Here is a 21,054-nt window from a genome sequence, read left to right as displayed (position 1 = left end):
TTAGTTGACTCAGGGGGTATTCGTAACAATAAGCGTATCTCCTTTTTTAGTGAAATTGATATTAAATGTTTCTGATAATGCATGAATCAGGGTATTGATGTTGGTAGTTGGGGCAGATCCGGACAAGTTCATGTCCAGCATTTTCGGATCTTCCACCAGGATTTCCAGTCCATAAGTGTTGTGCAGGGTGTTGAGTACTTCTTTCAATGGCGTTTTATCAAACACTAGACGGTCTGTTTTCCATGACGAGTAAATCGTTGGATCCACCATCCGTTTGGTATAAGATTTTTCCTTGCTTTGGTACTCCACAAGGTCCCCAGGCTTCATTTGAATGATATTGGTTTTGTGGTCGTATCCCTCCATACGGAAGTCTATTTTTCCTGAATTCAGCACCACCCGGGTATCATGGTTTCTGGCACTGATGTTAAATTCAGTACCTAATACTTCAACGGATAGCTGATCAGGCATTCTTACAAAAAACTTTTGGTGGGAGCGCGTGTGTTTTACCGAGAAGTACGCTTCTCCATCTACCTTTACTTCCCGATCTCCATTGCCGGACCAGTTTTTACGATAGCTCAGCTGACTATTTCCATTCAAGGTTACGACAGAACTGTCGGGAAGAACGACACGTAAAGTTTGTCCATACTTGGTGAGGTGATGGATTTCTGCGTTTTGTTCTTTTAAAAACCAGACGCCGATGGTGGTTACCAGGATCAGCATTGCTGCAGCAGCGATGATCTGTTTATTGAACCAGGGCTTTAGTTTTCTTACCGGCGTTTCTTGATCGTCCAGCATGGGAGCTAGCTTTTCCCATGCTGCATCGATTCGTTCCAAGTCGTTTTTGAATGTTTTTTTAGTCATTTTGTGTGGAGATGATGTGTTGTTTTACGCTAAGACGCTGTGTTTTTGGTTTTGTACTGTATAATTGTGATTATTTTTTGATTGACTTTTGTGGTTCTTCACTTCTTAACCAGTAAAGCAGGTAAGGAACATTGTAAGCATGTGTCCAGCCGAATACCCGAAGACCGTTTCTGACATCCCATTCTGCATATTCTTTTTCTGGATCCTGAGGGAGGTGGCTCACTTTTAACAAGGTTTCGGCGAGTTGTTTTTGTGTCGCATTATTGTCGAACTTAACCGTAGTCAAATCAGTTTTTAGTACTGCTGCACGTTCCAGGGCTCTGTCCATAAAGCTTTGATCTTTACTGAACTCGTAACCGATCAGTAGGCTGTGTATAGAAGACAGGTAAGACTCCATGAAGTAGGCGATCGGCTCGTTGTCTCTTACCGAACGGGCATGGGTGATGAGTGCCTGTTTTATTTTTTCATCGCGGGTGATCCGGTAATATTTGCTGAGGCCTTGTGAGGCATATACCTGGGAATAACCGTAACGGTCTACCACCAGACTGCTATTTTGCTCAGTTCCGTTTTGCAGGTCTAACATGTGTTTGATGCGGTCTTTCAGATCGGTTAGGTAGGCTTCATCTTTGGTGGCATCGTAGACTTCGGTCATGTTCCATACAGATAGATATAGACGGCGTCCCATCAGGTCATGATCGCCCCAGATGCGTTTCACATAGGTATCTGCGGTTTGACGCGCGATTTCTAAACCTCTGTGGTCTCCGGTCAGGTAGTAATCTGCCAGCCATCCCTGTACCCATACGTGTGCGCTCAGTACTGCCGACCAATGCTGATCGCCATGTCTTTTTCCGATGCCCAGGTAGGGAGTGGTGTTATCTGGTGCTTCTTTGCTTTGCAGGTAATCGAGGACAGGGTTGGTATCTCCATGGTAAACCGGTTTCTTTGGCCAATGGATATTGTCGACATCCATGGTATGTCTGCTCATCGCCTGTGCAGCATTGTAAAACCTCGGATCACCAGTTCTCATGAATTGCATCCATAACATATAGTCCTGTGCAGGTTCGTTGTTTGCCCACATTTCCCATTTGTTATTGATATAGTAATTTTTAAAATCACCATGTTCAAACATGCCATACCATGGCGCCCAGTTTTGGTTGAAGAACATCCAGTCGAACTTATAGTCCATTCCACGCTCAAACTCAGAGAATGTGGTATTGTGAGGGGAGAAGGATCCGAAAACTTTCGACAGGGCATAGGCTTGCGGAGCGGCATGTGCTACCGGTGGATCCAGGAAATAATTCAGTGATTTTTGAATGGCAGAGGTACTCACACTGGCATCATGGAAGTAATAAACCAGTTCGCTGGTTTTAGCCAATCCTTGTGCGAAATTCCCTAATATTCCATCATCTGGTGCGTTGGTGTCCCTTGCAAAGCTCATCGGCCCTGCTTGCGGCGACCATAAATAGGCGGTAGCCAGCTGCTCCTCTGCGATGATGTTCAGTTCTTTAGGGTACTCTTCAAAGAAATGTTTGATGCCGATGGCAATGCCCCATTTTTTATCACTGATGTCCATCCAACCACTGGCTTTGGCGGTTTTTAACTGCTCCTTATTGTCGGTGGTTAAGCTGGCAGAGAAGCCTTCAATTCTTTTGGTATCCGTAGATTCCGGTACCGGAGCTACTTTGTTTGGTTTCGGGCCTGTTTGGAATAGAGAGGTCTTCTGTGTGCCATTTCCGGAGAACTCGTATACTTTTTCCGCTGGATTTTCCCACCATTTACCATCTTTATAACCCACTTTGTAGGAGATGGCACCGTTTAATTTGTAATTGAGGGAGAAGCCTGTTCCTGCAATCCGATCGTTTGGTTTAGACCAGCCTTTATCGCTGCTTTCTTCTTCTGAAAGGATGTCTTTGCTTTGCGTAGCGATCCTGGCATGTTCTCCTTTTTTGATTTCATGCTGATCCGGAACGCCGGTGTAGACAAAGGTATGCAACACTTTAACATAAGATTTTCCAGCATAGACATGGACTCTGAGCACGAATGGCGCAGGGTTGTTGTCTTTTCTGTTGTAGCGGTATTCTCCTTCGAGGCGGATGATGCCATGCAGTGGTCCGGAGCCTTTTTCGATCACGCTTCTGGTGATGATGGCTTTGGATTTATCTATTCCTGCCTGATCGAGCAGGTCGAGGAAGGAACCTCGGTCTTTCGCGCCTTCAGCGATGATGTCTGAGGCGTTAAAACCGTTTTTATCGGTGTCTAGCTGTACGGTTTCAAAGAACCCTCCATTGTCTTTCTTGATTTTGAAGTTCAATGGTCCGGTGCTGACTTCCGTATAGCTGCCCATTGGCTGCACGTTTCTGATCACTACACGATCACCTTTAAAGGATTCTCTTTTGACATCACTGCCGTATTCCAGGGTGTAATTGTCGCTGGCATCGGTAAAGAAGAATACCCAGATCCATTTGATGCTGTTGTTAACGGGCATCCAGTTGTTGACTTCTGTGATTTGGGAAGGGATTTCTTTGCCTTGTTTATTGAGCAGGCGGACATGGTCTGGAGAATACAGGGCGCCGATTGGAATGGGGATTCCCATGGTAATTGGGGCACCTTCCTGGTGTTTTTCAACTTTTAACGGGATTCGTTCTGCTGCAATTGCAGTGAATTGGACCAGGAGGAGCAAGGATAAGGTAAGGAAGGTTTGGCTTAGCTTTTTCATTGGCATATTGGTTTTTATCGGTTTTCAGCTATCCTAAGATTATTCCTTACGTTTTAAGTAATCGACAAGGCTCAGGTTGGTTTTAGCTGTGGATAGGTTTGTTTCTTGATAAGACGGGGCAGTTTTGATTTTGTACTGTATTTATTTGGTTTTTCTTATAGTCCGCGATTTATGCTGGGATTAAATGTTATTATTTATAGTGGTTATTCTATGGTAGGACTTACCTGCAGATGCTTATTGAAAAGGGTGGAAATGATCAAAGCGAAGGAAATTCCCTAAAAAGAACCCTTCGCTTTGGTAGGAATAGAATGTTCTGTTTTCTAATTAAAAAATAATGCGGCAGCTCCGAGAATGGCAATGTTTTCTGTCTCTGAAGGGGTAATCTGGATGTTCTTGATCACTGGCTGATAAGGAAAGTCCTGTAATTCTGCCCATAAGGTAGCGCGGAAAAATGGGAATGCTTTGCTTACTGATCCGCCCATCACGATCATTTCTGGATCTACGGCATAGAGTATGGTTTTTATCAGCCAGCTGAGGTGTTTCCCATATTCCTGGAAAATCTGCAAGGCAGCAAGCTCCCCACTGTCCGCTCTTTTATACATTTCTTCACCAGAACTTTGGTGGAAATGGCTGAAGAAATTGCCGCTGCAGTAGAACTCATAGTTATGCTCGAGATAGGGGATCATTCCGAATTCACCGGCACCGCAGTTACGGCCTTCATAAAGTTTGCCGTCGCAGATGATGCCTGCTGCTACACCAGTACCGAGAATGAGACCGGTCAGGTTGTTTTTTTTCTTGCCCATGCCGTAATGCCACTCTCCGGCAGCAAAGCAATTGGCATCGTTGTTCATGAGGACGGGAACCTGGAACCGATCTTCCAGAATGGCCTTTAATGGCACTGCTTTCCAGGAAGGGATATTTTGGACATCATAAACAATGCCTTCTTTGGTATCCAGAATACCAGGAACACCGATGCCAATGGCTTCTACTTTGGGGTTCATGACCTTACTAATCGAACTGATCACCTGTTTGATGACTGTGGATTCATCACTTTTGGATTGGATCCGGTCAGTGTCTATTTTAGTTATTTCCTGTCCGCTTACCAATCCAGAGCGCACGTTTGTGCCTCCAAGGTCTACGCCAACCAGCATCTTACTGTTCATCAGTTATGATTTTCTTTTTTCTAAGGGAGATCGTTTCATTTTGTACCAGTGGTTTTGCCCAAAAGCCAAGGCTTAATATATAACCGAGCATCACAAATATAAACACCATTCCGGTTTTAAGTGAGGTCATATCTCCAATCCAGCCGATAATTAATGGGAGCACTGCACCACCGCAAATTCCGGTGATGAGGATACCCGATAAAGCACCGTGGTGTTTGTCCATGGAATTGAGTGCCAGTGAAATGATGATCGACCACATCACTGAGGCGAAGAAACCAATCATAGGAAAGGCCCAGACCGCGACATTAGCAGGTCCAAATAATGCGAAAGCCAGACTGATAATGGCTGCTGCGGTAAATAGCAGCAGTACTTTTTTGCTGTCGATAAATTTCAGGAGCAGTAAACCGAGTAAGGTACCAATGGTGAGCATGCCCCAAAACCAGGATACAGCGGTTGCGCCACCGGTTTTAGGATCTATTTGATGGTAAGTGTTTAGAAATTCCGACATCCAGTTGGCCACCCCTTGTTCCAACCCTACGTAGCAGAAGATGGCCAGGAAGTAAAGCCCGACAGTTGGATTTTTGAGGAGCGCGATATTGGTTTCCATTCCGCCCACCTTCTCATCACCTTTCAATTCTACTTTGGGAATTTTTATAAAAGCAATTACAATTACCATTAGAATAGAAACGATACCGAAAATCCAGTATAGAGAGATCCATGGTAGTCCTGCCGGCACGATCGACTCGAAAAAAGTGATGATGGGACTGTAATCTCCTTCAGGCTTTCCAATATTGAGAACTAGGTAGGAATAGACCAGGGGGCTTAGGAAAGAGGCGAGGCCAAAAAAGAATTGGGCCAGGACCGAGTTGAAAGCAAAGTGTTCTTCACCTCCGGCCACACGAAGCAATGGGTTGATGGCTACCTGGAGCATGGCCATACCTGCGCCAATCAGGAAAAGGGAACACATATAGCTGAAATAGCCGGGTGTAAATACGAAAAGCATGGCGCCTAAAAAGGAAATAAAGAAGGCGGCGGACATTACCTTTTTCTCTCCGTATTTTTCAACGAGGACTCCTGAAGGAATAGACATGACGCCGTAAGCGATGAAAAAGGCAAAGGGGAGTAAGGCTACTGTGGTGAGGCTCAAAGAAAAGCTCCTGATGATATCAGGAACCAGGGGTCCAATGATGTTGGTTAGAAATGAGATGACAAAGAATGTCAGTAAAATGAGTCCTAGTACAAAGTAGTTTCTTTTCATTGGTTCATCGGTTTATGAAGATACAGACGGGGCCCAGGGAATTTTGTACTATGTTTTTCTGATAAATTTTATTAAAAGGCTATCCAGACCTGGAGGCGATGTTTTTGCGGAGTACTTTAATCCCTTCATGCACACAATTGCGGATGGCCTGATATTTTAAAGGTAGGATCTCTGCGATTTGTTTATAGGAAAGGCCCTCAAAATAATGAAGCTGCATTACCTGGCGCTGTCTTTTGGTCAGGTGTTTTAATGCCTGATGTAGGTGCAGGTTTGCTGCGGTCTGATTCTGCTGCTGGATGATGCTTTCTTCAATACTACTTTCTTCCTGAGGGTGGTCCAGTTCTGCCAGGTTAATCTCCCGCCTTGATTTTCTGATGGCTTCAAATAACAGACGGATGTACGCACGGTAGAGGTAACTTTTTAGGGAACAGATGTTTCCAAGATTATCCCTGTTTTTCCAAAGTTTTAAGAATAGATCCTGTAAACAATCTTCAGCAAGGTCAGTATCGGCAGAAGTTTTTATGCCATACTTGTAAAGCAGCATGTAGTATTTGTAATAGATCGCTTTGAAGGCGTCCTTATCGCCGGATTTGAAGCTGTCCCAAAGCTCTGATTCAGAAAATTTATCATGCATACCCCTATGTTTACAAGAATTGAACTAAACGAAAGAAATGTTAATGTATTAATAATATTTTGTAAGTTCCTACAAGGTTTTGAAAATTAGGGCAAGGGTTAGCCTTTGATAGCTAGTTATTTAAGTGTTTGTTTTTTAAGGATAATATCGTTTTACTGGTCTAAAACGATTAATTCAATTTATTTTTCATTGCTGTATTTCAGTTGAAAAAATAATTAATTGTCATCTCTATTTTACTCGAAATTGGAGTGGTTGCCATTTGACCTTTCGCGAAAATTAAGGGTATTACTGACCGATCAGAATTTTTCTGGATCGTTTTTCCAAGGGTTTGCGATCCGGATCCTGCTGTTGATTTAGATTTGTTCAGTAGGTTTATTTTGTATATAAAAACCGGAAAATGACTAAACTGACTAACCAAAATATACTGGTAAAACGAGTATTACTGACCATCATACTCAATTGCTTTTTCTTACTTTTTTTCGCCCAATTGTCCTTTGATCATTTATCGGTAACGAACGGATTGTCTCAAAGCACAGTATTGTCGATTTGTAAAGATAGCAGGGGATACCTGTGGTTTGGCACCCGGGATTGCCTGAACCGTTACGATGGGAGAAGGGTTAAAATTTACCGGACCAATCCTGATGATCCTTCCAGTATCAGCTCAGAGGATTATATTTATGCGCTGTTATCTGATAAAAAGCAAAACCTGTGGATCGGCACTCAAAGTGGATTGAACAGGTATATTCCAGAACAAGATGCCTTTGAGCGCATTCCTTTTGATCCTAAAAATCCGAATAGCATTAGCGATAAAATTATACTTTCCATGCTTGCGGACCGTAATGAAATAAGGTTTTAATTATAATGTTTAACCCCCTTAAATCTATTGATTTAAGGGGGTTTTTAGATTTTATGAAGCATGTAAATTCCCCATTAAAGGATCAGTAAAACTCTCTTTCGAATGTTCTACGTGTCCTGCAAACTGTTGGCTATAGGTTTGGTTTCCATCCGTGGTTACGGTAAAATCATACCAGCTATGGCTTGTTTTTAATTCGATTGGAATAAAGATTTCCTCCTGACTTTTATTGAGCACCGCGTTGATCGTCGGTTTTTTATAGCTATTGTCTTTTATGGCTAGTTTAATCGGGTTGCCTTTGGCCAGGCGTCTGATGTGTAACATCACATGACCATTCGGTTTACTGCCCTCTTTTTCTGCCTGATACTTTAGGGAGATGAGGATTTTAGGATCATTGGCATTCCCGATATATCTGCGGTAAAAGCCATTCGCACTATATACTTTCAGGTCGTAAGTTTGCTTGCTGAAATCGGCTAATGGCCAATGGTAATCGATGGTGTCACCTGCATCTACCGTAAAATCCCAGTTTTTATCTCCGGAATAAACGATAAAACCGGCGCCTTTTGCCTTTTCTCCAAAAAACTTAGTTCCAGCAGTAAAGTCGATTTTTAGCTGTTTGCTTGCTGGATCTAAACCTGCATGTGCATATAGCTCATACGGAATAGCATTTGCAGGTTTGATCCCTGGTTCCTGCTTTGGTAAATTAGGATTGCCTATCGGGTTTTTCAGGATTTCATCAATTGCGGCCCTATCCAGGTTTTTGAAGTTGTTGGGTAGTTTCGCAAATTGAGCCTTGTGAATCCCTTCTAAGAAAGGCATTCTTTCTACTGTTTTTGGTAAAGGGATATTTTCGCCATTGTAAGGTCTGAAAACCGAAGTTAAATCACCACAGAGACTTCTTCTCCAGGAGCTGATGTTATCTTCATGGATCTTCTGACCAGTTTTATGGGATAGGAAATGTTCCAGAAACTGAATGGAAGAAGTGTGGTCAAAGGTTTGTGAATTGACATACCCACCTCTTGACCAGGGAGAAATCACCACCATTGGTACACGGAAACCGAGACCTACAGCACTTTCTCTTTTGCTGTTTTCACCTTTGTAAATGTATTCTGCACTGCTGTCCAATGATTTGGATATTTTCCCTTTAGTTTCATCTTTCGGATTTGGCGCTACAAATGGCGGCAAGTGGTCGAAATAGCCATCATTTTCATCGTAGGTAAGGATGAAGATGGTCTTCTTCCAGACCTCCGGGTTTTTGGTCAGGATGTCCATGGCTTCGGATAGGTACCAGGCACCATACCAGGGGGCTCCAGGATGATCGGAGAAATTGCAGGGGGCCACTAGCCAGGATACGGTAGGCAGTTTGCCAGCATCCACATCCGCACGGAATTGATGCAATACATCACCTTTTGGGATTTTAGCGGTTCGTTCGGTACCATTGTCATTATAGGTATGGGTTTCCACTGTATGGAAATCCGGATCATTTCTATTGGTGACAAAGGCTCTATTATGCAGGTCTTGTTGTTCAGGGTTTAGTTTTTCCAATGGATTAAGTTCGAGAAACTCGATTTCTTTGCTGACAAAATCAAGTTTCTTCTGAAGTTTCGGATCTGCTTTTTCCTTTAGTTTACTTTCCAGCTGAGTTTTAGCTTTACGGAGATAAACCAGGTGTTCTGGATGTCTTTTTACATGGTATTGTTTAAAGAATTCCATGTCGTTATCGGTGAAGTTCGCCAGCCAGCTTTCTTCTTCATCTTCCAGGCCTACACCAACACTGAGTTCATTCTGATATATTTTCCAATCTACTTCATGTTTCGACAAGCGTTCTGGAAAAGTACTCCATGAAATGCGTTCTGAACCATCGATATACCCATTGGAATGGTGCGCAGTAGAAGTTGCATTTTGTTCTTCTCTGATTTTTCCTGTCCAGAAGAAACATCTGTTCGGACTTGTTCCGGTTAAAATAGAGCAAAAGTTATGGTCGCAAACGGTAAAAGCATCTGCCAATGAATAGTAAAAGGGAATGTCTTCGCGGTTGTAATAGCCCATGGTTAAAGGCATATCTGCATATTCCTTATTGCCGGATCTTTTCGCTTCCAGCCAGCCATCATAAAGGCCGTTGTTACGGGCATCGACCTGGTTTTCCCAAGAATGGGGCAGGGCGCTCATCCAGGTAGCCTTGGTGTCTTTAATGTTTAAGCGGAAGGGGGCATAAGTTTCTCCTTTTTTATTGCTTTGCAGCCATACCGGATACTGGTTAGGTAGGGTAATGGCTCTGGGGTTATTAAAACCCCGGACTCCTTTTAAGGTACCAAAGGCATGGTCAAAGGATCGGTTTTCCTGCATTAGAAATACCACGTGTTCTGCATCTAAATAACTGCTTCCTACGTTTGGGTTAATGGCCATTGCCTTTTGGATGGAGGCCGGTAACATTCCGGCCATACCTAGTGCGCCGGTTAGTAAGGTGGCTTTTTTAATAAAATCTCTTCTGGTTTCCATTTGGTTGTGTGTTGTAAAAAAAAGATTGATCAGTCGAAACTAATCAATCCTTTTAAAAATTCACATGTGGCAACGTTTATTTTACCCAGTACAGCAACTTGGAGCTATCTGTTCAAGTTACAATAATTGTCATTCCATTCTGTTAATACTTGAATCACTGGAAGCAGAGTAATTCCAATTTCGGTCAGTTTATATTCTACTCTAGGTGGAGATTCCGCAAAGGCTTTCCTGCAAATAATTCCATCGCGTTCCAGCTCTCGCAGCTGTATAGTCAATGTGGTTTGCGCAATGTCATCCATTCTTCTTTTCAACTCTCCAAATCTGGAAACGGAATCTTCAGCGATGATTTTTATCAGCAACATTTTCCATTTACCGCCCATGATTTTTAATGCATTTGTCACGGCACAGTTATTTGTTGAAAATTCGTCTTTTTCTTGTTTTGTAACCTCCTGGTTATGAATATTGGTATTGTTTTCCATACTAAGTATCGTTTTATTAACTACTTGCAGGTACTTACAAGTAGGCACATCTTTACGGCCAGAACAAGGTTTATTACTTTGTTTAAATGACCTAAATTATGAATAAGCAAATCATCAATGACAAGCGGATATTGTCCATTCTGTCCGCTGCAGCCTTTCTCTCCGTGCTGGACATTTTTATTGTAAATGTAGCACTTCCAACCATTAAAAAAGAGCTCCATTCCACAGATGCGGATATACAGCTGGTGATTGCCGGATATTTATTAGGCTATGCTGTGTTTTTGATTACTGGTGCCAGAGCCGGGGATTACTATGGGAGGAAAAAAGTATATGTGATTTCTATGTGCTGTTTTACCTTGGCTTCATTGCTTTGCGGGATTGCACAGACTCCGTTGCAGCTAAATATTGCCCGTTCGTTACAGGGGATAAGTGCGGCCTTTATGGTACCCCAAAGTTTAGCCTATATTCAAATGCTTTTTCCAGATCAAAGGAACAGGGCTAAGGCATTGGGTTTTTATGGTGGCGTTGCTGGAGTTGCCTCGGTTATTGGTCAATTTCTAGGAGGTTTATTGCCCGATATTCATTTTTCAAATGAACTGTTTAGTCATCTGGATGGCTGGAGATTGATTTTTCTGATCAATATCCCTCTGGGAATTGTGGCTGCTTATAGTGCTAATAGCCATTTAAAAGAGCATAAATTACTGCGAACTGGAAGTTTTGATGTATCCGGAGTTATATTGGGTAGTCTGGCACTTTTAGGTTTAATCTATCCGCTGATCCGGGGAAGGGAATTGGGCTGGCCATTATGGAGCCTGGTACTTTTAGGTAGTTCCTTCCTGCTATTGTATGGGTTTGTGAAAAATCAGCAAGCTAAAATGAAAAGAGGTGTGTGTGTCCTGATTGATTTTAGGCTGTTTCGTTATTCGGATTTTAGGATTGGTCTTTTCATTGCTTTGTTCTATTTTATCGCCCAGGATTCTTACTTTTTGATTACAGGTTTAATGCTGCAGGATGGTTTAAATATTAGTTCTTCAGAAACAGGTTTGCTATTTGTTTTTCAAGGTTTAGGATATGTATTCGGATCAGTCGGTTCGCTGGTATTGATCAGAAAGTATGGCAAAAAAGTAATTCAGCTGGCTGTGTTACTGATGATGGTATCCTTGGTTTTACATGTTTTTCTTTTTAGTGAAGCAAAGGTCGATTGGTATTTGTCTTATCCGTTATTGCTGATGTATGGTGTTGGCTGCGGAGCGGTATTGCCATCGATTATGTCTCTGGCATTGCAGCGTATTCCTGCTGACTTAGCAGGGTCGGCCTCAGGTTTATATTCTACAATTCAGCAAGCCGCCGTTGCTTTGGGTATTGGATTAACGGGTGGGATTTTCTTTTCTTTTTTATCGGAAGGAACGAGTAAGATCGATTATATAAATGCTTATATGGGGGCAACAGGGTTGAATATTTTGGCTTTGATGTGTGTGCTGTTTTTTCTTTATAGGTTTCCTGGGCTAAATGGAAAGGAGAAGATACCTGGGGTAAAATGCAAGTAATGTGGAGGTAATTTAGCTGACAAATAAATATTGTAAATTTGAGCATTAAATGTATCTTAAAAGAAAACTTGCTGTTATGAAGTCTTTCTGTTTAATGCTCTTATGCTTTGTCTTATTATACATCCCATCTTATGGTCAATACCACTATACCATCAAGGCAAAAACCTCCACTTTAAATGGGACTAAGGTTTATTTTTATTTAATGGATAATAAGAATAGGGGGGTGTTGAAGAGGGACTCGGCCATATTCAAAGATCAGCAGTTGGAATTCCGAGGGGAAGCCAGGCAAATCAGTAATTTTGCTGGTATAACGATTAAAGATAAAAGGACAGGTCCATCTAAAACTTTTGTTCTTGATTCCGGGCAGAATATGATGAACATTGAAGTCAATCCTGATCATGTTAAAGAATTGGATTTAGGCTTAAGTTCTAAAAGTAATGAGATGGAAGCCAACATGGCTCAAATGTTTCGTAGAAGCTTTGACGAAGCGATCAATATTACCGGCAAAAGAGAAGATGTGACTCCGGAGACGCAGCTAAAGATCCACATGAAAGTCAATAGGATACTAGAATCTTATCCAAATGAATATTTCAGTTTATTGGCATTGTACTATAACAGTTTTTATGGTAGAAGCATTGATTATTCAAATCACATATTATCAGTATTACGAACGTTTAATGCAGACCTTCAGCAATCTGCTTTAGGTAAACAAATTTATAATGAGCAGACTACATTGGTCAATAACTTAACAGCTGCAAAAGCAGGTCATTCTGTTTATAAGTTTAGTGTGAAAGATGCGGATGGAAAAGTATTTCAGAACAGCTCACTTTTAGGTCAGAATTACCTCATTGTTTTTTCTGCAACCTGGTGCGCCCCATGTCAACTTCAATTGCCAAAATTGAAATATTTATACAATACCTATAAGAATAAAGGTTTAAAAGTAGTTTATTTCAATGTTGATGATGATGTGCTGAGGTGGAGAAAACACATCAGCTCAAATAAACTGACCTGGATAAATGTTTCTGAGCGGTTAAAACCAGGAAAAAGTAAGATTACAAAAGCTTTTGGGGTGGGCGCTTATCCTACTAGTTTGTTAATTGATAAAACGGGTAAAATCATTTATAATTCGGATGAAACCGACCCGGGAATGGGCGAACTAGAGGCAAAGATTAAGGAATTGTAGGTTGAGAAGAATTTGTAAAAAGCTCAGACAATGTGGTCTGAGCTTTTTTTATCGTTATGATTTTGGCTTTTCCAGAATATGAATATAGGCGCCATTTTGATAAAAACTTAATTCAATCCATACTTCCGATTTTGCAGTACGAATCACATAGGTGTTCAGGTGACTCAAGGTATAATCATCTGGACCTATGATGCTGTAGGCATGATTTCCTTCTTCGTCGAGTACTTTAGGCCCAACTCTGTTAACTTCTGCTTGCGGCACTGGCGTACCAGGTAACTTAACACCTCCTAAATCTTTAACGGCTTTGTCGTACGCTCTTTGCACTATAGTCGCATTAAAGGTGCTCTCACTGCCGTTTTCATTGAGCTTGTAAATGTTTGTGCTGAAAGTTTTTCCCTCTACTGGGATCAGTTTTCCATTTACGGCAAAGTGTACGGTCTTGAGGTCACTTTTGGTGATGTCGTTGTATTTATAGTTTTCTGGTGCATTCAGGTAGGGGAAGGTACCCATGTCTTTTGTGGTTACCGGGATTGAATTGATGTCAAAGGCAAGTTTGCTGGTGTCTGCTGCTACGGTTGTGTTTTCCGCTGGTATGGTTGCTACAGTGTCGGTAATAGAGGCTGCTGTGTTTGCCTTTTTATCTCCGCCAGTGCAGGCAATTAATAGTGATGCAGGAAGTAGTATGGAGCATAAGATGCTTTGGAATAGGAGCGTGTTTTTTTTCATCTGATTGATTCGTTGGTTTTTATGGTCTTCTTTTTTGTAAAAGAACACAATTCGCGCCAAAATTTGGCTTAAGAAGAAAATTGTATTAATTATATCTTTCCAATGTTCACTATTAGAGATTTTATTCTCTATTATTTAGGATATGTTAAATTTTAGTCGTTTATTTTCTGTAAATTGTAATAAACTCGGAGGGTGTTTTCGACAAATTACAGACCTTTTAATCTAAATTTTAGCTCATGTTACAATTGTTAATTGCTCTTTTGCTGGGCTTTTCAAGCCCTAAATCTACCACGGATGAACATCGTAATGTTGTTGTTAGTGCATCGGCCTCAAATGATACAATCGGGGAAGGTGGTCAAATTCCACCAAAAAAACCTAATAAACCCGCCAAATAATTTGAATCAAAAGAAAAGGGAAATAATCCTAAGACTATTTCCCTTTATCTAAATTAACGCTCTCATATATAAAGACGCTTAAACGGAACTTATATTGTGTGCGATTGAAATTAAATCAATGGTTGTTTTTAATTCTTCATGAAAGCAACGGCATCGACTTCTACCAGCATATCGTCCAATGCCAGCCTTGGAACAGGGATTAATGTACTCGCTGGAAATTGATTATTCTTCCACGTTTTGTGCATTTCTTCTGTCCATATTGCTAGTTTTTCTTGATTATGGTCCACAATTAACACGGTAATTTTAAGGACGTCATCAGGCTTTAAATCATATTCTTTAAGCACGGTTTCTAAATTTCGCAGTGCGAATTGAACCTGGGTTCTAAAATCTTTAGAGAGGCTATGTTTTAGGTCTTCTCCACCACTTTGTCCGGATATAAATACATAGCTGCCATGATCTGGAGTACTTGTGGCGTGTGCGAATGCAAATGGAGTAGGGTCAAAAATTGTTTTTGGGTTTTTATGAATGATGTTGCTCATGTTTTTTTGAGTTTTAATGTGGTTATCCTCATTCTGTTTACAAGACGAAAATGATAATGTGAAGAGGGATAAGGTTAAGATACATTTTGTCAGGTACAAAGTGCTTTTCGGATTATTCATGATTTTTAAAGAATTGGTTTAATTGAAATAGTTGAGTGATTGCAGCCTGAGACCAGTACGCTGCGTTTTGTGCTCCCGGTCGTTCTTCATAAATATGAGGAACCTTAAATAACATTAGCTGCTCATGTAGTTTTCTGTTTTGTCCAATTAAAACATCTTCCGTTCCACAGCTAATCAGGATTTGCTGCTTAGAATTTTTCAGGTTTTCTATTTGAGAGATCGAGGTGTAGTTTTTCCAATCTTCTGGATGATCTCCTAGTATTTTTGGTACGCCATAATCCTTTCCGAAAGGCCTAAAGTCGATCACCCCACATATACTTCCAATAGCGGTAAATGTAGTTTGATGTCTGGCACCAATGTACAAGGCACCATGCCCACCCATGCTCCAGCCCATGATTGCTGTTTTTGATACGTCTGACTTGTAGTGGTTTTGCACGTAATCAACCAGTTCTTTCGCCACAAATGTTTCATATTTTGAATTTGTATGCTCACTGTCCACATACCAGCTGTCATAATTTCCATCAGGTAAAACAAAGATCATTTTCATTTCTTTGCTCAGTGCTTGTAAAGCAGGAATATCTTGGGTTAATGTTCTTTTTGGATAACCAGTATAGCCATGCAAAATGTAAACTGTAGGGATTGTTTTTCCTGTGGATGATGTTGGGCGGATCACTAATGTTTTGACCTCTTTTTTCATAGAGGGACTGTAAATGTTTAATGAGTCTACCTTCTGGGAAAAGGCTTGGAGACTGATACAAATTACAGATAGGGTAGTTAATAATATTCTCATTGCATTCTTGTTTTAATTCGTTGATGCAAAAGTATTGCTGCCCATTTTTCAAAACGTATACATATGTTGAGCGCTTCAATATATTATAAAAAATGCTGCTTCATAATTTTATGAAGCAGCATTTTGAATAGAAGTAGGATAGTATTAAAGAGAATAACGTAGTGTTAGCCCATAAGTTCTTGGATCACCAAGTACACCTGCATACAAACCAGCATTGCCTGCAGCGGCTTGTAATTGCTCGTAGTAAGTTTTATTCGTGATATTTCTTGCCCAAACAAATAGGGAGAATTTATCAGATTTAAATCCTAATCTAGCATTTAACAATGAATAAGCTTCCACATTTAACACACTGGAAGGTGTTGGGTTTGAAGAATATTCTGAACGGTAGCTGGCATCTGCTGCAATAAAAAACCTACCTGTTACGTTTGCAAAATTGCCTGGATTGCTGAATTCTGCACCTCCTGAGACATTCCATTTAGAGATACCTGGTAATCGACCTCCGGAAGCATCTTTAAAGGCGACTTGTGTAGCTACACCATTCACAAGCTCCGTATGACCGGTTTCTTCTAAGGGTAGTGGTGCATTCTCGAATTTTACATACTTGCCATCAAGATAAGCTAAAGCCGCATTTAAGGTTAGAAACCTTCCTAATTGATAATTTCCATCAACTTCTAAACCTTTTACATTCACTTTTTCAGCATTAGCGAGGTAACCTCTGTTTACACCCAATTGTGGTGATTGTACGTTGGTTTGATAGTCTTTGATATCTGTATTGAAAGCACTCACGTTCACAATTGCACCATTAAATGGCTTGGTTTTAATACCCAATTCATAATGCTGTACATATTCTGGTTTAACTACGGCCAGAGAAAGATCCGCTTCTCCAGTAGGAGTGGTAGGTAAACCACCAACATTTACACCAACTGGTTTGTAAGCAGTTGAGAACGTTCCATATGCATTTAATTTAGTGGAAGGTCGGTAAGACAAAGTGACGTTTCCAGACAAATTGTTGTTGTCTACACTAGTGTTGAACCTTTGGTTGTTATAAACAGCAGTTTTAAGTGCAAGTAATGCTGCATCTGTAGTTTGTAGACCCCCATAAGTTACTCTGTCGTAGTCCACATCTTTTTTATCGTAAGTATATCTTAAACCTGGTAAAATATGAAAGTAGTTTAGGAATTCCCAATCAGCCTGTGCAAATATGGCTGTACTTAATGATTTAATAGTTGAATTGGTTCTGATACCATAACCATCCAGTAAACCAGGAGTGGAGTATAAGGCCTGAGAGCCGGTATTGCTTGTTTGTACAAACCTCCATTGATCTTTACCTACTTCTTCTGTCTGCTCTAGTCCTTTCAAATTCTGACTAAGGGCAAATACACCAATTACACCAGTTACTTTTTCAGAGATAGTACCCGCATATCTCACTTCTTGTGAATATTGATCATGGCGAGAGTTTCCCTGAGATTTAGTTAATGCAGACAATTCAGAGAAATCTCTGTCGTTTGTAGGATTCCAATTCCAGAACCTCCAGGCGGTAGTAGAAGTCAGCGTTCCATTGCCAATCTTATAGTCTAAGTTTACAGATATACCACCAATAGACTGGTCATGCTTCCAAGGTGTATTGGTATTGATTTCTCTGGAGGTAGGATCTGCTACAGGCTGCTGGTAACCTAAATCAGAAAGAATTTTGGCATACTGACGATACGCACTTCTTTCGGTTGTCGTCACACCTGCGATTACCAATGGGTAACCAGCTGGGTGCTGGATACTCGCATCACCACTTAACAATACTTGTAATTTCTCTGAAGGTGTATAATATAACTGACCTTTAAAACCAATGTTATTCTGGCCGCTATATCTGCGTTGTTCTTTTGTATTAAAGATAGTTCCATCTCTTTGAGTTCCTGAGATGGATAATCTTGCTGCCAGATCTTTTGCTACGCCACCCGAAACCGATGCTTTTGCTTGTATAAAATTGTAATTTCCAAAGCTCAATTCAACTTTTCCGCTTGGCGTTTGAGTTGGTTTGGCTGTAGTAATGTTAAACGCTCCTGCAGTTGTATTCTTACCGAACAAGGTTCCCTGTGGGCCACGTAGTATTTCTATCTGGTCAATGTCAAGGAAATCGGTAGAGGTTGCTGCAGGACGAGCCTGATAAACTCCATCTACATAAAAGCCTACCCCTGGATCAATACCGTCATTGGTTAAGCCAAATGTTGAACCTAGTCCACGGATATTCAATGTGGTATTTCTTGCGTTTGAAGCATATAGCTGTACAGAAGGTACGAGTTCTTTTAAGCGGTTAACGTTAAAAGCCCCTGCATTTTCAGCGGCTTGTCCGCCGATTACTGTAATGGCAATTGGGACATCCTGCAGTACCTCCGAACGTCTTCTTGAGGTAACTACGATCTCATCCAATAGTTCGCTTTCGATCAGGATCAATTCAAAAGGAGCTTCCTGAAGCTTTAAAATCTGGAAATCCTGAGATTTGTAACCTATGGAGCTGATTCTAAGGTAGAATGGAAGATCCGTCTGTGCATCAATACTGAACTTACCATCTTTATCGGCAGTTGCAGAAATCTTAGTGCCTCTGATGAGCACTGTGGCATGTGGTACGGGAACGCCGTTACTACTTTTGATGACACCTGCTATTGGGTTTTGGGCGAATACAGCATTCGCCGTCAGTATCATTAAAAAGATAAGGAGTAAATGTTTTTTCATTTTGTGTTTATGTTAAATGGTTTGCTGGTTTTAAATGGCCAGAGTTCTGACGTTATTTTTGGCAGATACCCGCAATAAATAAATTGCAAAGCATGGCCATGTGGATGTTTTTAGCATCCGGTTAGGTTTAAACAATAAGTTATTTGTAAGCTTTTTAGCTTTTCCAGTGATTACTGAAAAAAATCACCATCAACAACAGTAACAGCCTAATAGAAAGTGGGTTCCTTCTTTAGCTGTTTTTCTTTGCATTTTCATAAAATGTAAGCCTGTTTTCATTGGTTTCTAGATTGTTAAGAGTTTTTTTGATAATACGAAGATAGGATTCTATTCTTATAAAAAGAATAAAATCTACAGATTTAGTAGTTTTTATTTAGCCGCGTTACCAAATCTTGATTTTTTATGGATTTGAGCTTGGTTTTGAAGGGGTTGTTGAGATTTATTTGTCGCTTTTAAAGAGTTTTTTTGAATTACTTCCTTAGACTTAACCTCAGGTTCAGTTCAAAACGTCCATTGGTATAGCCGCTAAGCGCAGACGTTTGTGTGGTATAATTGCCGCTGATCAGATATTTTTTCTGAAGTCCATACCCAGGCCAAAAGTTGCATTTTTTGTGCTGTGACACATGCCCGTAATAAGTGCTTGCTAGTTGGCAATTTCTAATTGTGCACCTGCATCCCAGATGTTATCAAAACCCTGAACACCGCGGTAGGCAACCATTGGGTTCCAGATCTATACCTTCTGCACCTTCAGTTAGCTTAAAACGGTAACTGTTGGCCGCATAAAAGGTAGTGACGTCGGTAAGTTTGATGACATCCTTTTTAAGTATGCTTTTCAAGTTAGGAATAGCAGCCTGCAAGCTGAAAGTACCGCACGTATAGGCGATACCAAAATCTCCATCCAGATCAGTTTTTCGTCATTGTATTAGCCAAAAATTGGGTTGACGTCTGACTGTTCAGGAAATCGACAGTGTGCTTTAAAGAGCTGCGGTATCTTTCCATAGTTCCCTTGCTAAATTCAATGCCTAACAATGATTCCATCTTTTTATTGTGCTCTTTGAATACTTCTAGCAAAGTTGGGCGGTCTTTATCTTTTCCAAGAAATCTGTCGCGTAGAATCTGAGCAGTAATCTCCTGGTTTTCTTTGGTGAGTTGGGAATGTGCTTCGTGGATCTTAATCTGTAAATCGTCCAGATAGAAGTTGAATGATTTAACCGATTCCTTGTAGCCTTTGGCTCTTCCTAACCTTGGATTCCATTGTAGTAATGGGTTAATGAAATACATCCTATTCGGTGAGTAGTTTAAATTACCTTCAACTACTCACCGAATGACTCACCAATTATATGTGAATTGATGCTTCATTTGGCTTTGGTCTTAAATGAAAAAACCTGCAAATCGTATGATTTGCAGGTTTTTTCGAAATCTAGTCACCTAGTAGCGGAGAGTGGGGGATTCGAACCCGCGGACCCTTTGACAAGTCAACAGTTTTCAAGACTGCCGCAATCGACCACTCTGCCAACTCTCCGGCACAAAAGTACGAACTCCAATCAATTCTACAAATTGTGATCGCTATTATTTAAAAGGATTTCTCTAATCATCTAATCCTGAGTCTTTTTATTTTTCGTGTTGCGATGATTTAATTCAATTGATCGCGTGTTTGTTCGTTTCGGTAGGCTAAAACAGTGTCTAATCCCTTATTTGGGTGTTTTCTGCTGATTGTTTATTCATGTTTCCTGATGTTGTAATTCGATACGTTTAATTATTTAAGTTGCTCATCGATATAAGTTATCGGTAATGATCTTCTTCTTTATTGTTTATAACTGTCTTTCAGGTATAGTTTTTAGTTATAAAAAAATCTAATTTGTTTTAATTAAGAAATATTTTTTTACTTATAAGGAAGTAATATTTAAACAAACCGTTCTTCTTTGATTTTTTCTGTTTTTTATCTGTATAAATAAAAATTAGTAAGAAAAATATTACATTAGTTCTGGGGGATAATATCATGTCATTGCTTATAACTTATTCTGACCCAGAATTGGTCGCATTATTAAGGTTGGGTAACAGAACCGCATACACTGAGATTTATAAAAGATATTCTGGAATTTTGTACAGTCATGCCTATTCAAAACTTCAGAATCGTGAGGAAGCGAGGGATATAATTCAGGAGTTGTTTACTGTATTTTGGCATAAAAGAGAAAATATTGCTATTGAAAACAACCTGTCTGGGTATTTATACTGTGCTTTGAGAAACCGGATTCTTAATGCCATTTATCATAAACAGGTGGAATCTACCTATTTTCTATCCATCAAAGACAATATGGAAAGATTTGAATCTCCTACTGATCATCGTTTGCGGGAGAATGTGCTGACCGTACTCATAGAAAAAGAAGTCTCTTGTTTGCCGGAAAAGATGAGAGAAGTATTTGAACTCAGTCGGAAGCATAATCTTTCCAGGAAAGAAATCGCTTCTCAACTTAACCTGTCTGAGAAAACTGTTAAAAATCAGATTAATAATGCTTTAAAGGTCCTGAGACTGAAGATGGATGGATTTTTTCTCTTTTTTTAATTTTCAT

The 21,054-nt window shown here is 40.4% G+C and carries 17 protein-coding genes and 1 tRNA gene; 5 read left to right on the top strand and 13 right to left on the bottom strand.

What is annotated here, in order from left to right; translation table 11 throughout:
• Positions 1-9: 9 nt before the first annotated feature.
• From H9X96_RS12710 to H9X96_RS12690, 5 genes are all read right to left on the bottom strand, one after another.
• On the bottom strand, positions 10-861 hold the full coding sequence (locus H9X96_RS12710; RefSeq protein WP_187666633.1) for a FecR family protein: 852 nt from the start codon (positions 859-861) through the stop codon (positions 10-12).
• A 70-nt stretch (positions 862-931) separates the two neighbouring features.
• Positions 932-3,577: a hypothetical protein gene (locus tag H9X96_RS12705; protein WP_222943899.1), complete on the bottom strand. Its 2,646-nt coding sequence runs from the start codon at positions 3,575-3,577 to the stop codon at positions 932-934.
• A gap of 320 nt (positions 3,578-3,897) precedes the next feature.
• Positions 3,898-4,740: an ROK family protein gene (locus H9X96_RS12700; RefSeq protein WP_187666632.1), complete on the bottom strand. Its 843-nt coding sequence runs from the start codon at positions 4,738-4,740 to the stop codon at positions 3,898-3,900.
• Entirely contained in the window at positions 4,730-5,998 is a 1,269-nt protein-coding gene (locus H9X96_RS12695) for an MFS transporter (RefSeq protein ID WP_187666631.1), read from the bottom strand. Before H9X96_RS12695 ends, H9X96_RS12700 begins: the two co-directional genes overlap by 11 nt.
• Before the next feature lie 79 nt (positions 5,999-6,077).
• Entirely contained in the window at positions 6,078-6,632 is a 555-nt protein-coding gene (locus H9X96_RS12690) for an RNA polymerase sigma factor (RefSeq protein WP_187666630.1), read from the bottom strand.
• A gap of 397 nt (positions 6,633-7,029) precedes the next feature.
• Between H9X96_RS12690 and H9X96_RS12685 the strand changes: the two genes are divergently transcribed.
• On the top strand, positions 7,030-7,488 hold the full coding sequence (locus H9X96_RS12685) for a two-component regulator propeller domain-containing protein (RefSeq protein ID WP_255431101.1): 459 nt from the start codon (positions 7,030-7,032) through the stop codon (positions 7,486-7,488).
• Between the two features lie 51 nt (positions 7,489-7,539).
• Here H9X96_RS12685 and H9X96_RS12680 read toward each other — a convergent pair whose 3' ends face one another.
• Positions 7,540-9,984 carry a phosphocholine-specific phospholipase C gene (locus H9X96_RS12680; RefSeq protein WP_187666629.1) on the bottom strand — a complete coding sequence of 815 codons (2,445 nt, stop codon included), beginning with the start codon at positions 9,982-9,984 and terminating at the stop codon, positions 7,540-7,542.
• Positions 9,985-10,088: 104 nt separating this feature from the next.
• Positions 10,089-10,463 (bottom strand): helix-turn-helix domain-containing protein, encoded by a 375-nt coding sequence (locus H9X96_RS12675; RefSeq protein WP_187666628.1) that lies wholly within the window; start codon positions 10,461-10,463, stop codon positions 10,089-10,091.
• A 98-nt stretch (positions 10,464-10,561) separates the two neighbouring features.
• On the opposite strand from H9X96_RS12675, the gene H9X96_RS12670 reads away from it, so the two are divergent.
• Both H9X96_RS12670 and H9X96_RS12665 read left to right on the top strand, forming a co-directional pair.
• On the top strand, positions 10,562-12,010 hold the full coding sequence (locus H9X96_RS12670; RefSeq protein WP_187666627.1) for an MFS transporter: 1,449 nt from the start codon (positions 10,562-10,564) through the stop codon (positions 12,008-12,010).
• Between the two features lie 76 nt (positions 12,011-12,086).
• Entirely contained in the window at positions 12,087-13,193 is a 1,107-nt protein-coding gene (locus H9X96_RS12665) for a TlpA disulfide reductase family protein (protein WP_187666626.1), read from the top strand.
• Between the two features lie 54 nt (positions 13,194-13,247).
• Here H9X96_RS12665 and H9X96_RS12660 read toward each other — a convergent pair whose 3' ends face one another.
• Complete coding sequence (locus H9X96_RS12660) at positions 13,248-13,919, bottom strand: hypothetical protein (RefSeq protein WP_187666625.1); 672 nt, start codon at positions 13,917-13,919, stop codon at positions 13,248-13,250.
• A gap of 236 nt (positions 13,920-14,155) precedes the next feature.
• Here H9X96_RS12660 and H9X96_RS12655 point away from each other — a divergent pair, with 236 nt between their 5' ends.
• Positions 14,156-14,314 carry a hypothetical protein gene (locus tag H9X96_RS12655; protein ID WP_187666624.1) on the top strand — a complete coding sequence of 53 codons (159 nt, stop codon included), beginning with the start codon at positions 14,156-14,158 and terminating at the stop codon, positions 14,312-14,314.
• A gap of 128 nt (positions 14,315-14,442) precedes the next feature.
• Here H9X96_RS12655 and H9X96_RS12650 read toward each other — a convergent pair whose 3' ends face one another.
• The 5 genes from H9X96_RS12650 to H9X96_RS12630 all read right to left on the bottom strand — a co-directional run bounded on the left by H9X96_RS12650 (position 14,443) and on the right by H9X96_RS12630 (position 20,006).
• The gene (locus tag H9X96_RS12650; RefSeq protein WP_187666623.1) at positions 14,443-14,853 is read right to left on the bottom strand and encodes a RidA family protein; all 411 of its coding nucleotides are present in this window, start codon (positions 14,851-14,853) and stop codon (positions 14,443-14,445) included.
• A 112-nt stretch (positions 14,854-14,965) separates the two neighbouring features.
• Positions 14,966-15,670 carry an alpha/beta hydrolase family protein gene (locus H9X96_RS12645; protein ID WP_187666622.1) on the bottom strand — a complete coding sequence of 235 codons (705 nt, stop codon included), beginning with the start codon at positions 15,668-15,670 and terminating at the stop codon, positions 14,966-14,968.
• 237 nt (positions 15,671-15,907) lie between these two features.
• Positions 15,908-18,487 (bottom strand): TonB-dependent receptor, encoded by a 2,580-nt coding sequence (locus tag H9X96_RS12640; RefSeq protein WP_187666621.1) that lies wholly within the window; start codon positions 18,485-18,487, stop codon positions 15,908-15,910.
• Positions 18,488-19,387: 900 nt separating this feature from the next.
• Positions 19,388-19,765, bottom strand: coding sequence for a hypothetical protein (locus tag H9X96_RS12635; RefSeq protein WP_187666620.1), 378 nt, complete (start codon positions 19,763-19,765; stop codon positions 19,388-19,390).
• A gap of 154 nt (positions 19,766-19,919) precedes the next feature.
• Positions 19,920-20,006: transfer RNA gene (locus H9X96_RS12630), tRNA-Ser, on the bottom strand.
• A 477-nt stretch (positions 20,007-20,483) separates the two neighbouring features.
• On the opposite strand from H9X96_RS12630, the gene H9X96_RS12625 reads away from it, so the two are divergent.
• Positions 20,484-21,047, top strand: a complete 564-nt coding sequence (locus H9X96_RS12625; protein WP_187666619.1) for an RNA polymerase sigma factor — start codon at positions 20,484-20,486, stop codon at positions 21,045-21,047.
• Positions 21,048-21,054: the final 7 nt, after the last annotated feature.

It is taken from the genome of Pedobacter sp. N36a (assembly GCF_014472395.1).
Classification (GTDB): domain Bacteria; phylum Bacteroidota; class Bacteroidia; order Sphingobacteriales; family Sphingobacteriaceae; genus Pedobacter.
Note: the sequence above shows the minus strand (reverse complement) of the source record. Positions and strands in the feature narration are given on the sequence as shown.

What these genes read in the sequence shown, in the direction of transcription:
- H9X96_RS12710 (WP_187666633.1), bottom strand. Translation starts at nt 861, where the DNA reads ATGACTAAAAAAACATTCAAAAACGACTTGGAACGAATCGATGCAGCA.
- H9X96_RS12705 (WP_222943899.1), bottom strand. Translation starts at nt 3,577, where the DNA reads ATGAAAAAGCTAAGCCAAACCTTCCTTACCTTATCCTTGCTCCTCCTG.
- H9X96_RS12700 (WP_187666632.1), bottom strand. Translation starts at nt 4,740, where the DNA reads ATGAACAGTAAGATGCTGGTTGGCGTAGACCTTGGAGGCACAAACGTG.
- H9X96_RS12695 (WP_187666631.1), bottom strand. Translation starts at nt 5,998, where the DNA reads ATGAAAAGAAACTACTTTGTACTAGGACTCATTTTACTGACATTCTTT.
- H9X96_RS12690 (WP_187666630.1), bottom strand. Translation starts at nt 6,632, where the DNA reads ATGCATGATAAATTTTCTGAATCAGAGCTTTGGGACAGCTTCAAATCC.
- H9X96_RS12685 (WP_255431101.1), top strand. Translation starts at nt 7,030, where the DNA reads ATGACTAAACTGACTAACCAAAATATACTGGTAAAACGAGTATTACTG.
- H9X96_RS12680 (WP_187666629.1), bottom strand. Translation starts at nt 9,984, where the DNA reads ATGGAAACCAGAAGAGATTTTATTAAAAAAGCCACCTTACTAACCGGC.
- H9X96_RS12675 (WP_187666628.1), bottom strand. Translation starts at nt 10,463, where the DNA reads ATGGAAAACAATACCAATATTCATAACCAGGAGGTTACAAAACAAGAA.
- H9X96_RS12670 (WP_187666627.1), top strand. Translation starts at nt 10,562, where the DNA reads ATGAATAAGCAAATCATCAATGACAAGCGGATATTGTCCATTCTGTCC.
- H9X96_RS12665 (WP_187666626.1), top strand. Translation starts at nt 12,087, where the DNA reads ATGAAGTCTTTCTGTTTAATGCTCTTATGCTTTGTCTTATTATACATC.
- H9X96_RS12660 (WP_187666625.1), bottom strand. Translation starts at nt 13,919, where the DNA reads ATGAAAAAAAACACGCTCCTATTCCAAAGCATCTTATGCTCCATACTA.
- H9X96_RS12655 (WP_187666624.1), top strand. Translation starts at nt 14,156, where the DNA reads ATGTTACAATTGTTAATTGCTCTTTTGCTGGGCTTTTCAAGCCCTAAA.
- H9X96_RS12650 (WP_187666623.1), bottom strand. Translation starts at nt 14,853, where the DNA reads ATGAGCAACATCATTCATAAAAACCCAAAAACAATTTTTGACCCTACT.
- H9X96_RS12645 (WP_187666622.1), bottom strand. Translation starts at nt 15,670, where the DNA reads ATGAAAAAAGAGGTCAAAACATTAGTGATCCGCCCAACATCATCCACA.
- H9X96_RS12640 (WP_187666621.1), bottom strand. Translation starts at nt 18,487, where the DNA reads ATGAAAAAACATTTACTCCTTATCTTTTTAATGATACTGACGGCGAAT.
- H9X96_RS12635 (WP_187666620.1), bottom strand. Translation starts at nt 19,765, where the DNA reads ATGTATTTCATTAACCCATTACTACAATGGAATCCAAGGTTAGGAAGA.
- H9X96_RS12625 (WP_187666619.1), top strand. Translation starts at nt 20,484, where the DNA reads ATGTCATTGCTTATAACTTATTCTGACCCAGAATTGGTCGCATTATTA.